This window comes from Nocardioides cremeus, from assembly GCF_030518195.1.
Classification (GTDB): Bacteria; Actinomycetota; Actinomycetes; order Propionibacteriales; family Nocardioidaceae; genus Nocardioides; species Nocardioides cremeus.
This window is the reverse complement of sequence record NZ_JAULSC010000025.1, coordinates 40,642-54,252: the sequence shown is the minus strand read 5'-3', so window position 1 is coordinate 54,252 and position 13,611 is coordinate 40,642. Positions and strand designations below refer to the sequence as shown.

Sequence of the window (13,611 nt, the reverse complement as noted above, 5' to 3'; positions counted from 1 at the left end):
TTACGAGGTGCCTCTCGTGAACAGGTGGATTCGACGTCGCAATCGACATCTTCCCTGCTCAAGAGGGCACCTCGTTCTACGCCACGCTCACACCGCTGGACGCCGCCGGTGGATCAGGGCTGAACTGCACGCTGAAGAGCTCGCCGGCCCCGTCGAGCTCCGACAAGCTCGGCCGCGAGGTGCTCGCCGCCCTCGAGGAGCACGGCGGCAGCGGCGAGGTGGTCCGCGTCGTCGACCACCGGGTCCGCTTCGGGGTCTCCACCGACGAGGGCGACGGCGACGAGTGGCCCACCATCCGCCAGAAGATCCTCGACTGCGACGTGCTCGTGCTGGCCACCCCGATCTGGCTGGGCCAGCCGTCGTCGGTGGCCAAGGTGGTGCTCGAGCGTCTCGACGCCGAGCTCGCCGAGACCGACGACGCCGGGCGCCCGATCCTCTTCGACAAGGTCGCCCTGGTGGCCGTGGTCGGCAACGAGGACGGGGCGCACCACACCACCGCCGAGCTCCTGCAGGCGCTCAGCGACGTCGGGATGACCATCCCGGCCCAGGCGGCGACGTACTGGGTCGGCGAGGCGATGCACGGCACCGACTACAACGACCTCGAGGAGTCCCCCGAGGGCACCGCGTCGACCACCCGCACCGCCGCGGCCAACGCGGCGCACCTCAGCGGGCTGCTGCGCGGCTCGGGCTACCCCGCCGGGTAGGCCCCGGCGTCGGCGGCCCCCCGTCAGCGGACGGGGTGGCCGCCCTGCGCCAGGGCCTGCTTGACCTGGCCCACGGTGAGCGCGCCGAAGTGGAAGACCGAGGCCGCCAGCACCGCGTCGGCACCCGCGTCGACCGCGGGTGCGAAGTGCTCGGGCGCCCCCGCGCCGCCCGAGGCGATCACCGGGATGCTCACCTCGCGGCGCACCGCCGAGATCAGCTCGAGGTCGAAGCCGACGCGGGTGCCGTCGGCGTCCATGGCGTTGAGCAGGATCTCCCCCGCACCCAGCTCGGCCGCGCGGTGCGACCACTCGACGGCGTCGAGCCCCGACGAGGTCCGCCCGCCGTGGGTGGTCACCTCGAAGCCCGAGTCGGTGCCGCTCGCACGCCGCGCGTCGACCGAGAGCACCAGCACCTGGTTGCCGAACCGGTCGGCGATCTCGGCGACCAGCTCGGGACGGCGGATCGCGGCGGTGTTGACCGCGATCTTGTCGGCGCCCGCGCGCAGCAGCCGGTCGACGTCGGCGACCGAGCCCACGCCGCCACCGACGGTGAGCGGGATGAAGACCTGCTCGGCGGTCGCGGCCACGATCTCCATCGTGGTGGCCCGGCCCTCGTGGGAGGCGGAGATGTCGAGGAAGGTCAGCTCGTCGGCGCCCTCGGCGTCGTAGAGCTGGGCCAGCTCGACGGGGTCGCCGGCGTCGCGCAGGCCCTGGAAGTTCACACCCTTGACGACCCGGCCGCCGTCGACGTCGAGGCAGGGGATGACGCGGACCGCGAGGCTCACGAGGCGCCCCTGGTCAGCGCGAGCGCGTCCTCGAGGGTGAAGCGGCCCTCGTAGAGCGCGGTGCCGGCGATCGCGCCCTCGACGCCGTCGGGCACCAGCGACATCAGCGCCTCGATGTCGGAGAGCTCGGTGACCCCGCCGGAGGCGATGACCGGGCGGTCGGTGACCGCGCAGACGTCGCGCAGCAGCTGCAGGTTGGGCCCCTGCAGCATCCCGTCCTTGTTGACGTCGGTGACGACGTAGCGTGCGCAGCCCTCGGCGTCGAGGCGGGCCAGCACCTCGTAGAGGTCGCCGCCCTCGCGGGTCCAGCCACGCGCGGCCAGGGTGCGCCCGCGCACGTCGAGGCCGATGGCGATCCGGTCGCCGTGCTCGGCGATCACCTTCGCGCACCACTCGGGCGACTCCAGCGCGGCGGTGCCGATGTTGACCCGGCGGCAGCCCGTGGCCAGCGCGGCCTCCAGCGACTCGTCGTCGCGGATGCCGCCCGACATCTCCACGTCGATGTCGAGCGCGCCGACGATCTGCGCCTGCAGCTCGCGGTTGCTGCCGCGCCCGAAGGCCGCGTCGAGGTCGACCAGGTGCAGCCACTCGGCCCCCGCGTCCTGCCAGCGGCGCGCGGCGGCGACCGGGTCGCCGTACACGCGCTCGGAGCCGGCGACGCCCTGGGCGAGCTGGACGGCGCGGCCCTCGGTGATGTCGACGGCGGGGAGGAGCTGCAGGTAGTCGCTCATGGGACCTTCCGGGGTGGTGGAGCCGCCTCAGCGGCGGAACAGCAGGGTGTGCAGGACGGGGGCGGCCAGGACGGAGACGACCAGCGACAGGGCCGGCCAGGCCCAGCCGTCGGTGAGCAGGGCGACGAGGACGTTGAACACCACGACCAGCACCACGGTGGTGGTGCGCTGGCGGCGCTCCCGCTCGGCGAGGACACCGGTCGGGCGGCCCGCGCGCGAGCGCTCCGGCAGCCACGAGGCCACCGCGCGGCGCCGCGCCGTACGCCGCTCGCGACGCTCGGCCTCGGCCGCGCGCGCCGCGGCCAGCAGCGCCTGCTCGTGCTCGCGCGCCTCGCGCCGGCGCGCCCGCTCCTTGCTCATCCGCCCTCGCCCGCGCTCAGGGCCGCAGCGTGGCGACCCAGTTGCGCAGCAGCGCCGCGCCGGCGTCGCCCGACTTCTCGGGGTGGAACTGGGTGGCCCACAGCGGTCCGTTCTCGACCGCCGCGACGAACCGGTCGCCGTCCTGCTCGGGGGCGCCGGTCTCGGCCCAGGTCACCAGCGGGGCGCGGGTGCGGTCGTTGGTCTCGAGCTGCCACTCGCGCACGCCGTAGGAGTGCACGAAGTAGAACCGCTCGCCCTCGATGCCCGCGAACATCGCGGAGCCCTCGGGCGCCTCGACGGTGTTCCAGCCCATGTGCGGCACCACCGGCGCCTGCAGCCGCTCGACCAGGCCCGGCCACTCGTCGCAACCCTCGCTCTCGACGCCGTGCTCGATGCCGCGCGAGAAGAGCACCTGCATGCCCACGCAGATGCCCAGCACGGGGCGACCGCCGGCCAGGCGGCGACCGATCATCCGGTCGCCCTTGACCTCGCGCAGGCCGGCCATGCAGGCGGCGTAGGCGCCCACGCCGGGCACCAGCAGGCCGTCGGCGGCCAGGCAGGTCTCGAAGTCGGAGGTCAGCTCGACCTCGGCGCCGGCGCGCTCGACGGCACGCACCACCGAGCGCAGGTTGCCCGAGCCGTAGTCGAGGACCGCCACCGTGGGGCGAGCAGTCACAGCGCACCCTTCGTCGAGGGGATGCCACCCTCGCGCGGGTCGATCGCGACCGCGTCGCGGAAGGCGCGGGCGAACGCCTTGAACTGCGTCTCCACGATGTGGTGCGGCTCGCGGCCGGCCAGCACCCGCACGTGCAGCGCGAGGTGGGCGTGGAAGGCGATCGTCTCGAAGACGTGGCGGGTCAGCGAGCCGAGGTAGCCGACCCCGCTGCCGCCCAGCGAGACGTACTGCTGGCCCTCGGGCTCACCGGTGTGCACGCAGTAGGGCCGGCCCGAGACGTCGACGACGGCCTGGACCAGCGCCTCGTCGAGCGGCACGGTCGCGTCGCCGAAGCGGCGTACGCCGACCTTGTCGCCCAGCGCCTGGCGCAGCGCCTGGCCCAGCGCGATGGCGGCGTCCTCGACGGTGTGGTGGGCGTCGATGTGCACGTCGCCCTCGACCTGGACGGTCAGGTCGATCAGCGCGTGGCGCGCGAACGCGGTGAGCATGTGGTCGTAGAAGCCCACGCCGGTCGAGATGTCGTGGCGGCCCGACCCGTCGAGGTCGACCTCGACGAGCACCTTGGACTCGCTGGTCTGTCGCTCGATGCGTGCGGTGCGGCTCATCGGGTGCTCGCTTCCTCGGTCAGGGGGCTCTGCGGGGGTTCGTGGGCCAGCACCTCGTCGAGGGCGGCGTCGAAGGCCATCATCTCCTCCGGGGTGCCCACGGAGACGCGCAGCCACCCCTCGGGGCCGGTCTCGCGCACCAGCACGCCCCGCTCGAGCAGCTGCTCCCAGGTGGCGTGGCGGTCGGCGAAGCGGCCGAACAGCACGAAGTTGGCGTCGCTGTCGGCGACCGTGAGGCCCTTGGCGCGCAGCGAGGCGACCGTGCGGTCGCGCTCGGCGCGCAGGTCGTCGACCTTGCCGAGCAGCTCGGGGGCGTGGCGCAGCGCGGCCAGCGCGACCGCCTGGGTCACCGCCGAGAGGTGGTAGGGCAGGCGCACCACGCGGATCGCGTCGCAGATCGCCGGGTCGGCGGCCAGGTAGCCCAGCCGGGCGCCGGCCAGCGCGAACGCCTTGCTCATGGTGCGCGTCACCACGAGGTTGCGGTGCTCGGGCAGCAGCTCGAGCGCGCTGGGCGTGCCCGCGCGGCGGAACTCGCCGTACGCCTCGTCGATGACCACCAGGCCACCGGGCTCGTAGGAGGCCGCGGCCTCGCACAGCACGCCGACCGCCTCCGGCGCCAGGGCGGTGCCGGTGGGGTTGTTGGGGCTGGGCAGCAGGACCACGGTGGGCTGCTGCTCGAGCACCAGCGCGCGGGCGGCGTCGAGGTCGAGGGTGAAGTCGTCCTCGCGGCGCCCCTGCACCCACTCGGTGGCGGTGTCGCGGGCGTACTCGGGGTACATCGAGTAGGTCGGCGCGAAGCTCAGCGCGCGCCGGCCCGGGCCGCCGAAGGCCTGCAGCAGCTGGAGCATGACCTCGTTGGAGCCGTTGGCCGCCCACACCTGCGCCGGGTCGATCGCGAAGCCGCGGGTCGGCTCGGTGTCGCGCGAGAGGTACGCCGCCAGGGCGGCGCGCAGCTCGACGTGCTCGCGGTCGGGGTAGCGGTTCAGCGTGGTCGCGGCGGCGCGCACCGACGCGGCCACGTCGTCGGCGCAGGCCGGCGACGGGCCGTAGGGGTTCTCGTTGGTGTTGAGCTGCACCGGGGCGCGCTCCAGGGAGACCTGGGGCGCGCCGTACGGCTCCAGCCCCTGCAGCTCCTCGCGCAGCGGGGGGAAGACCATCGCCGGCCCCTAGCTCTCGAAGCGCACGCGCACGGCGGCGCCGTGACCGGGCAGGTCCTCGGCCTCGGCCAGCGTCACCACGTGGTCGGCCACCTCGGCCAGGCCCTCGCGCGAGTAGTCGACGACGTGCACCGACTTGGTGAACGCGCGCACCGACAGGCCCGAGGAGTGACAGGCGCAGCCGCCGCTGGGCAGCACGTGGTTGGAGCCGGCGCAGTAGTCGCCCAGGCTCACCGGGGCGTGCGGGCCCACGAAGATCGCGCCGGCGTTGCGCACCCGCGCCGCGACGTCGGCGGCGTCGTCGGTGTGGATCTCGAGGTGCTCGGCGCCGTAGGCGTTGACGACCTCCAGGCCCTGCTCGAGGTCGTCGACCAGCACCGTGGCGGACTGGCGCCCGCCGAGGCTGGTGCGGATCCGCTCCTGGTGCTTGGTCACCGAGACCTGCTTGTCGAGCTCGGCGTCGACCTCGTCCGCCAGCCGCTCGGAGGTGGTCACCAGCACGCTCGCGGCCAGCGGGTCGTGCTCGGCCTGGCTGACCAGGTCGGCGGCGACGTACGCCGCCTGCGCGGTGTCGTCGGCCAGGATCGCGATCTCGGTCGGGCCGGCCTCGGAGTCGATGCCCACGACGCCCTTGAGCAGCCGCTTGGCGGTCACCACGTAGATGTTGCCCGGGCCGGTGACCATGTCGACGCGCTCGCAGGGGCCGACCCCGTAGGCGAACATCGCGATCGCCTGGGCGCCGCCGACGGCGTAGACCTCCTCGACGCCGAGCATCTCGCAGGCCGCGAGGATCGTGGGGTGCACCTCGCCGCCGAAGTCCTTCTGCGGCGGGGAGGCCAGCGCCAGCGAGCGCACGCCCGCGGTCTGGGCGGGCACCACGTTCATCAGCACGCTCGAGACCAGCGGCGCCAGGCCGCCGGGCACGTAGAGGCCGACCCGGTCGATCGGCACCTTGCGGTGCGTGACCCGGGCGCCGGGGCCCAGGTCGGTGACGGCGTCGCGCTCCAGCTCGTTCTCGCAGGTCCTGCGCAGCCGGGCGATGGACTCCTCGAGCCCCGCGCGGATCGCCGGGTCGAGCTCCTCCAGGGCGCGGCGCATCGCCTCGGGGGCCACGCGCACGTCCTCGCGCTCGACCCCGTCGAACTTCGCCGACATCTCCTGGATCGCGGCGAGACCGCCGGTGCGCACCGCCTCGGTGATCGCATGCACCGCGGGCACGGCGGCCTCGACGTCGAAGTCGGCGCGGGGCAGGGCCGTGCGGTAGTCGAACGGCTCCCCTGCCGCGCGGCCGGTGGCGGCACTGCGCAGGTCGATGCGGCGGATCATGCCCCCGAGTCTACGAGCGCGCGCCCACCCGCACCGATTCAGCGGCGGTGGTGGACAGCACGGCGACCAGCACGGTGCACGCCCGAGGGCTAGGTTGGTGGGCGTGGACGACACGCTGCCGATGTTCCCGCTGGGCTCCGTGCTGTTCCCTGGCGTCAGCGTGCCGCTGACCGTCTTCGAGGACCGCTACCGCGCCCTCGTGCACCACCTGCTGCGGGTGGAGGACCCGACGCAGCGGCTGTTCGGCACCGTGGGCATCCGCGAAGGCTACGAGGTCGGCGACCACGGCGCGCAGTCGCTCTACCGGGTCGGGGTCAAGGTGCTGCTCACCGAGGTCGAGGCGCACGCCGACGGCACCTTCTCGTGCGTGGCCGTCGGGCTCGAGCGGATCGCGCTCGAGCGGCTCGAGACCTCCGGCCCGTTCCCCGTGGGGCACGTCGAGGAGCGCCCCGAGCCGGCCGGCGAGGTTGACGAGCACGTCGTCGAGCGCGCCCGCGCCGTCTTCACCGCCTACCGCGCCGCGCTGGCCGACCTGCGCGCCGACCCCTACAGCGGAGCGCTGCCCCGCGACCCGTCGTACCTGTCGTGGACGCTGGCGGCCTGCGCGCCGCTGCCCATGCCCGAGCGCCAGGCGCTGCTCGAGGCCGACGACGCCGGCGAGCGGCTGGTGCTGGTCACCGACCTGCTGCAGCACGAGCTGCGGGCGATGAACGTGATCCCCTCCCTGCCCGCGACCGACGTGGCGCGCACGCGCTGGTCGCCCAACTAGGCGGGTTCGTGTGGCCCGCCGCTCCCGCGACCGCTCCCCCACCACCCAGGCCACGCTGGCGCTGGCGCGCGCCGGTGTCGAGCACGTCGCCCACACCTACGAGCACGACCCCCGTGCGGCGTCGTACGGGCTGGAGGCGGCGCAGGCCCTCGGCGTCGACGCGGCGCGGGTGCTCAAGACGCTGCTGGCCGAGGTCGACGGGCGCCTCGCGGTCGCGGTGGTGCCCGTCAGCGCCCAGCTCGACCTCAAGGCCCTGGCGCGGGCGCTGGGCGGCAGCCGGGCGGTGATGGCCGACCCCGCCGTCGCGGAGCGGGCCACCGGGTACGTCGTCGGCGGCATCTCGCCGCTGGGCCAGAAGAAGCCGCTGCCGACCGTCGTCGACGCCGGCGCGCTGGAGCACCCCACCGTGCTGGTCTCCGGGGGGCGCCGCGGCTTCGACATCGAGCTCTCCCCCACCGACCTGGTCGCCCTCACCCGGGCCACCACCGCCCCCGTCTCCCGCTGACCCGGCCCGAACTTCCCGCCGAGTCGGCCTGAACTTCCCGCCCACCCGGCCCGAACTTCGCACCGAGTCGGCCTGGACCGGCCGTCCTCGACCGGGTGTGGATCCCGGCCGGCTCGAGGGGAGACCTTGGCCGGGTCAGCGCGAAGTTCGGGCCGGGTCGGCGCGAAGTCTGGGCCGGGTCAGCGTGAAGTTTGGGCCGGGTCAGCGTGAAGTCTGGGCCGGGTCAGCGGGTGGTGAGGCGCAGCACGGCGCGGACCACGTCGCCGTCGACGCGGGCGCTGGCGCCCACGGCCCCGAGCTGGGCCAGGTCGCGGTCCTCCTCGACGCCCGGGGCGGCCTGGTCGACCAGGTCGGCCACGACTCCCAGGTCGAGGAACGCCACCATGCCGGCGCCATCGGCGTCGGGCACCACCGAGGTGAAGAGGTCGGAGTCGCCGAGCGAGCCGCCGGCCTCGACCGCGTCGAGCCACGGACCACTGGGCCCCACGAGGATCCGGTCACCGGCCTCGCGGGCCTCGAGGGAGGCGGCCAGCGGACCCGCCTGGGCGATCGCCTCCTCGGCCTCGTCCAGGTCGCCCCGGGTGATGGCGGCGACCGGCACGTCGCTCAGGTCACCGGAGAAGAAGGCGCCCAGCAGGGCGTCGGGGTCGAGGTCGGGACCGATGGCGAGCGCGGCGACGTCGCCGAGCAGCGCCTCGACGTCGACGGGCAGCGAGGCGCCCTCCTCGTCGAGCGCCTGCGACCAGCCCTCCCCCAGCCCGGCCGCGAGTGCCAGCACGGTGTCGTCGGGCAGCCCGGTGACCAGCTCTCCGGCGCCCGCCTCCAGGGCGTCCGCCTGGTCGGAGGCGGCGCCGGCGGCCTCGATCTCCAGCGCGCCGTCACCGAACCGGAGCACCGCGGCCATCCCCTCGAAGTCGTCGAGCGTCTCGTCGAGCTCCTCCAGCTCCTCGGCCCCGGGCAGCTCGCCGCCGAAGAACTCGCTGCCGAGGTCGGCCAGCACGCGCGGCGCCTCGGGAGCGGCGTACGCCGTCAGCACGCCCTCGTCGCCGGCCTCACCTGTCCAGCGCCGGAAGTCCTCGTCGTCGGCCAGAGACCCCTCCGCCGCGGCGTCGGCGACCTCCGCGACGATCTCGGGGGTCTCGGCCACCAGCAGCCAGTCGCCCTCGACGCTCCAGCCGGCCATGCTCTCGGCATCGCTGCCGTCGCACGACAGCAGCGCACGCACCCCGGCGTCGGCAGCGTCGGGGTCGGTGACCTCCACGGCGAAGACCATGGAGGGCAGCGCCTCGCCCGCGGGCACGGCGGCGGCCCCGAACCGCTCCCCCAGCCAGGGCGCGACGGCGTCGTCGTAGCCGAGGTCGCAGGGTGCTTCCTCGAGCACCGCCTCGACGATGCTGCGCTTGACGTCGACGTCCTCGAGCGAACCCTCGAGGTCGAGCTCGTCGGCGATCGTCGGGAACTCCTGCAGGGTCTCCAGCGCGGCGAGCTTCTGCTTCCCGCTCGGGTCGAGGGTCACTCCCACGTAGCCGACCGAGTCGGCGGGGAACGCCTCGGCGGCCTGGGCGCCGTCGGAGAGGTACCAGTAGGCGCCGAACGCCGCACCGCCCACGAGGCCCAGGCCCAGCACGCCGAGGCCGGCCACCAGGGCCGCCGGACGCCTGCTAGTGCGCGGCCGCGGGGCGATCGGGCCGCCTCGGCCCTGCTCCAGGACCTCGGCCTGCGGCTCGTCCTGGTCGTGGGGGCGGCGGGGCTGCTGAGGGGTCTCGTCCACGCCGTCAGACTACGCCGGACGGCGCCCGCCCACGCCCGGCAGCAGCGCGTAGGCGCTGCCGGTGCCCAGGGCCGCGGCCAGCGGCCAGGCCAGCAGCGCGCCGAGGCTGTCGAGGCCCAGGGCACTGGGCAGGGTGGCGCCGCGCCCGGCGGTGCGGGCCAGCTCCTGCGGGTCGGGCGGGCCCAGGGCGACGCCGACCTGCCACATCACCACGGCCGCCAGCAGCGAGGCGAGCACGACCACGGCCAGGGCCACCAGCTCGCGCCCGACCAGCACCAGGCTCGACAGCGCACCCAGGACGACGCCGCCACCGAGGGCGAGCACGACGTACTGGGCGGTGCCGGCGAACTCGTTGCGCAGCGCGTCGAGGTCGTAGCGGCCATCAGCGTCGACGGGGAACCACTCCTTGCGGAAGACCGTGCCCGTCGACGGCTCCCACCAGCGCTCCCAGACCCAGCCCAGGGCCGCACCCGCGACCACGAAGACCAGCACGACGCCCAGCGCCTGCAGCAGGCTCGCGCGCAGCCCCGGCCGCGCCCGGCGTACGTCGCCCGGTTGCGCGAGCGAGGAGCCGAACGGGTAGTGGTGCGACGACGAGTGGGTCAGCTGGTCAGGCATCCCGGACCCAGCAGCGCCTTGAGGTCGGCGAACAGCGCCGGGGTCGGTGTGACCCGCAGCCGGTCGTCGAGCCTCATCACCTTCGTCGCCTCCCGCGTCATGAGACGCAACCGTACTTCGGTCATCCCAGGGTGCGTGCCGAGCACGTCCTTGAGCTGCTCGACCACGGGGCCGGTGCAGCGCGTCGAGGGCATCGAGATGACCACCGGGCCGGACGGGCCGTCGGAGATGTCGGGGACCGAGACCTCCTGGCCGTGGATCTCGGGCTGGTCCTTGCTGCGCGAGAGCCGGCCCTTGACGGTCAGGATCGCGTCCTCGACCAGCAGCGTCGAGGCCAGCTGGTAGGCGCTGGGGAAGAGCAGCACGTCGATGCCGCCGTCGAGGTCCTCGAGCGTGATCATCGCCCACGCGTCGCCGCGCTTGGTGATCTTGCGCTGCACCGAGGTGACCAGGCCGCTGATCGTGATCGGCGAGCCGTCGGTGCGGTCCTCGTCGAGCATCAGCTGGCCGATGGTGCAGTCGGAGCCGTTGGCCAGCACGTGCTCGAGCCCCAGCAGCGGGTGGTCGGAGACGTAGAGGCCGAGCATGTCGCGCTCGTGGGCCAGCAGCGTGGTCTTGTCCCACTCGTCGATGTCGGGCACCGTCACCGAGATCCCGAAGGAGCCCCCGGCGTCGTCGTCCATCCCGCCGAAGAGGGAGTCCTGGCCGATCGCCTCGTTGCGCTTGATGTCGACGTACTGGTCGACGGCGGTCTCGTGGATGGCCACCAGGGCGCGGCGGCGGTGCTTCATCTCGTCGAAGGCACCGGCCTTGACCAGCGACTCGATGACGCGCTTGTTGCACACCAGCGCCGGCACCTTGTCCATGAAGTCGTTGAAGTCGGTGTAGCGGCCCTTCTGCTCGCGGCCCGAGACGATGCCGTCGACGACGTTGGCGCCCACGTTGCGCACCGCGGTCAGGCCGAAGCGCACGTCGTTGCCGACCGGGGTGAAGTTGGCGGCCGACTCGTTGACGTCGGGCGGCAGCACCTGGATCTTCATCCGTCGGCACTCGTTGAGGTAGATCGCCGACTTGTCTTTGTCGTCCTTGACCGAGGTCAGCAGCGCGGCCATGTACTCGGCCGGGTAGTTGGCCTTGAGGTAGGCGGTCCAGTAGGACACCACGCCGTACGCCGCCGAGTGCGCCTTGTTGAAGGCGTAGTCGGAGAACGGCAGCAGGATGTCCCACAGCGTCTTGATCGCGGCGTCGGAGTAGCCCCGCTCCTTCATGCCCCCCGAGAAGCCGGCGAACTGCTTGTCCAGCTCGGCCTTCTTCTTCTTGCCCATCGCGCGTCGCAGGATGTCGGCCTGGCCCAGGGTGTAGCCCGCGAGCTTCTGGGCGATCGCCATCACCTGCTCCTGGTAGACGATCAGGCCGTAGGTCTCGCCCAGCACGTCCTCGAGCGCCTCGGCGAGCTCGGGGTGGATCGGCTCCACCGGCTCCCGGCCGGTCTTGCGGCGGGCGTACTTGTTGTGCGAGTCGGCACCCATCGGGCCGGGCCGGTAGAGCGCGCCGACCGCGGAGATGTCCTCGAAGGTGTCGGGGCGCATCGAGCGCAGCAGTGCGCGCATCGGGCCGCCGTCGAGCTGGAAGACGCCCAGGGTGTCGCCGCGCTGCAGCAGGGCGTAGGTGTTCTCGTCGGTCAGCTCGAGCTCCTCGAGGACCACGGTCTCGCCGCGGTTGGCCTCGATGTTCTTGATGGCGTCGTCGAGGACGGTCAGGTTGCGCAGCCCGAGGAAGTCCATCTTGATCAGGCCGAGGCCCTCACAGGTGGGGTAGTCGAACTGGGTGATCATCGCGCCGTCGGCGGGCCGCTTGAGCAGCGGGATGACGTCCTCGAGCGGCTCGCTCGACATGATCACGCCGGCCGCGTGCACGCCCCACTGCCGCTTGAGACCCTCGATGCCGATGGCGGTGTCGACGACCTTCTGCACGTCGTTGTCGGAGTCGTAGAGCTGGCGGAACTCCCCGCCCTCGCCGTAGCGGGCGTGCTCGGGGTCGAAGATCTGCTGCAGCGGCACGTCCTTGCCCATCACCGCCGCCGGCATCGCCTTGGTGATGCGGTCGCCCATGGCGAAGGGGTAGCCCAGGATGCGCGAGGAGTCCTTGACGGCCTGCTTGGCCTTGATGGTGCCGTAGGTGACGATGTAGGAGACCCGGTCGTCGCCGTACTTCTCGGTGACGTACCTGATGACCTCGCCACGCCGGCGCTCGTCGAAGTCGATGTCGAAGTCGGGCATGGAGACGCGGTCGGGGTTGAGGAAGCGCTCGAAGATCAGCCCGTGCACCAGCGGGTCGAGGTCGGTGATGCGCAGCGCGTAGGCGACCATCGAGCCCGCACCCGAGCCGCGGCCCGGGCCCACGCGGATGCCGTTGTTCTTGGCCCAGTTGATGAAGTCGGCGACGACGAGGAAGTAGCCCGGGAAGCCCATCTGGGTGATCACGCCGAGCTCGAACTCGGCCTGCTTGCGGACCTCGTCGGGGATGCCGTTGGGGTAGCGGAACTGCAGGCCGCGCTCGACCTCCTTGACCAGCCAGGAGTCCTCGTTCTCCCCCGGCGGGCAGGGGAACTTGGGCATGTACTTGCCCACGCCCTCGGAGAACTCCACGTCGCAGCGCTCGGCGATCAGCAGCGTGTTGTCGCACGCCTCGCGCAGCTGGTACTTGTCGGCCCACAGCGCCCGCATCTCCTCGGCGGACTTGATGTAGTAGCCGTCGCCGGAGAAGGCGAAGCGCTGGCCGGGGCCGTCACCGGCGGGGATGTCCATCGTGGAGCCGGAGTTGATGCACAGCAGGTGCTCCTGGCTCTTGGCGTCCTCGCGCATCACGTAGTGCGAGTCGTTGGTGGCCAGCAGCGGGATCTTGAGGTCGCGGCCGAGCTCGAGCAGGCCGTCGCGGACCCGGTTCTCGATGTCGAGGCCGTGGTCCATCAGCTCGAGGAAGTAGTTCTCCTTGCCGAGGATCTCCTGGAAGTCGCCGGCGGTCTGGCGGGCGGCGGCGTAGTTGCCGTGGCGCAGGTGGACCTGGATCTCGCCGGAGGGGCAGCCGGTGGTGCCGATGATCCCCTTGCCGTGCTGCGAGAGCAGCTCGCGGTCCATGCGCGGGTGCTTGAAGAAGCCGTCGCGCCACGCCCCGGTCGAGAGCCGGAAGAGGTTGTGCATGCCCTCGGTCGACTCCGAGAGCAGCGTCATGTGGGTGTAGGCGCCGCGGTTGGAGACGTCGTCGGGCCCGCCGCCGTAGAAGTTGACGCCCTTGCGCTCGAAGCGCGAGATGTTGGGGGCGAAGTAGGCCTCGATGCCGATGATCGGCTTCACGCCGGCCGCCTTGGCCTTCGAGTAGAACTCGTAGGCGCCGAACACGTTGCCGTGGTCGGTCATGGCGATGGCCGGCATGCCCAGCTCGGCCGCGCGCTCGGTCAGCGCGCCCAGCCGGGCGGCGCCGTCGAGCATGGAGTACTCGGTGTGCACGTGCAGGTGCACGAAGGAGTCCGACGAGGTCGCCATGGTCGCGAGCAGCATCCCTTCGGGATCGGTGCGGTGGGGCAGCATCGAGCGCGACCAGCGCG

General features: G+C 72.9%; 13 protein-coding genes. 3 read left to right on the top strand and 10 right to left on the bottom strand.

Annotation, left to right across the window (positions count from 1 at the left end; translation table 11 throughout):
• The first annotated feature begins 41 nt into the window (after positions 1–41).
• Positions 42–704, top strand: a complete 663-nt coding sequence (locus QWJ41_RS18615) for a flavodoxin family protein (RefSeq protein WP_439117346.1) — start codon at positions 42–44, stop codon at positions 702–704.
• A gap of 23 nt (positions 705–727) precedes the next feature.
• Here the strand turns inward: QWJ41_RS18615 and hisF are convergent, their stop codons facing one another.
• Genes hisF through hisD form a run of 7 tightly spaced genes read right to left on the bottom strand, consistent with a single transcriptional unit; the run spans position 728 to position 6,344 of the window.
• Positions 728–1,489, bottom strand: a complete 762-nt coding sequence (hisF, locus tag QWJ41_RS18610) for an imidazole glycerol phosphate synthase subunit HisF (RefSeq protein ID WP_302709977.1) — start codon at positions 1,487–1,489, stop codon at positions 728–730.
• Positions 1,486–2,220, bottom strand: coding sequence for a bifunctional 1-(5-phosphoribosyl)-5-((5-phosphoribosylamino)methylideneamino)imidazole-4-carboxamide isomerase/phosphoribosylanthranilate isomerase PriA (gene priA, locus QWJ41_RS18605; protein ID WP_302709976.1), 735 nt, complete (start codon positions 2,218–2,220; stop codon positions 1,486–1,488). Before priA ends, hisF begins: the two co-directional genes overlap by 4 nt.
• Positions 2,221–2,247: 27 nt before the next feature.
• Entirely contained in the window at positions 2,248–2,580 is a 333-nt protein-coding gene (locus QWJ41_RS18600) for a hypothetical protein (protein ID WP_302709975.1), read from the bottom strand.
• Positions 2,581–2,596: 16 nt separating this feature from the next.
• Positions 2,597–3,256: an imidazole glycerol phosphate synthase subunit HisH gene (hisH, locus tag QWJ41_RS18595; protein WP_302709974.1), complete on the bottom strand. Its 660-nt coding sequence runs from the start codon at positions 3,254–3,256 to the stop codon at positions 2,597–2,599.
• The gene (gene hisB / locus QWJ41_RS18590; protein WP_302709973.1) at positions 3,253–3,861 is read right to left on the bottom strand and encodes an imidazoleglycerol-phosphate dehydratase HisB; all 609 of its coding nucleotides are present in this window, start codon (positions 3,859–3,861) and stop codon (positions 3,253–3,255) included. Before hisB ends, hisH begins: the two co-directional genes overlap by 4 nt.
• Positions 3,858–5,018: a histidinol-phosphate transaminase gene (locus QWJ41_RS18585; protein WP_302709972.1), complete on the bottom strand. Its 1,161-nt coding sequence runs from the start codon at positions 5,016–5,018 to the stop codon at positions 3,858–3,860. Before QWJ41_RS18585 ends, hisB begins: the two co-directional genes overlap by 4 nt.
• Before the next feature lie 9 nt (positions 5,019–5,027).
• On the bottom strand, positions 5,028–6,344 hold the full coding sequence (hisD, locus tag QWJ41_RS18580; RefSeq protein ID WP_302709971.1) for a histidinol dehydrogenase: 1,317 nt from the start codon (positions 6,342–6,344) through the stop codon (positions 5,028–5,030).
• Positions 6,345–6,447: 103 nt separating this feature from the next.
• On the opposite strand from hisD, the gene QWJ41_RS18575 reads away from it, so the two are divergent.
• Positions 6,448–7,113: an LON peptidase substrate-binding domain-containing protein gene (locus QWJ41_RS18575; protein ID WP_302709970.1), complete on the top strand. Its 666-nt coding sequence runs from the start codon at positions 6,448–6,450 to the stop codon at positions 7,111–7,113.
• 10 nt (positions 7,114–7,123) lie between these two features.
• A complete protein-coding gene (gene ybaK / locus QWJ41_RS18570) occupies positions 7,124–7,618 on the top strand; it encodes a Cys-tRNA(Pro) deacylase (RefSeq protein WP_302709969.1) in 495 nt (164 codons plus the stop codon).
• A 223-nt stretch (positions 7,619–7,841) separates the two neighbouring features.
• On the opposite strand, the gene QWJ41_RS18565 is transcribed toward ybaK, so the two are convergent.
• From QWJ41_RS18565 to dnaE, 3 genes are read right to left on the bottom strand one after another with little or no spacing between them, the layout of a single operon-like run.
• On the bottom strand, positions 7,842–9,389 hold the full coding sequence (locus QWJ41_RS18565; protein WP_302709968.1) for a DUF3352 domain-containing protein: 1,548 nt from the start codon (positions 9,387–9,389) through the stop codon (positions 7,842–7,844).
• 9 nt (positions 9,390–9,398) lie between these two features.
• Positions 9,399–10,007 (bottom strand): hypothetical protein, encoded by a 609-nt coding sequence (locus QWJ41_RS18560; RefSeq protein ID WP_302709967.1) that lies wholly within the window; start codon positions 10,005–10,007, stop codon positions 9,399–9,401.
• On the bottom strand, positions 9,992–13,564 hold the full coding sequence (gene dnaE, locus QWJ41_RS18555; protein ID WP_302709966.1) for a DNA polymerase III subunit alpha: 3,573 nt from the start codon (positions 13,562–13,564) through the stop codon (positions 9,992–9,994). Before dnaE ends, QWJ41_RS18560 begins: the two co-directional genes overlap by 16 nt.
• Positions 13,565–13,611: the final 47 nt, after the last annotated feature.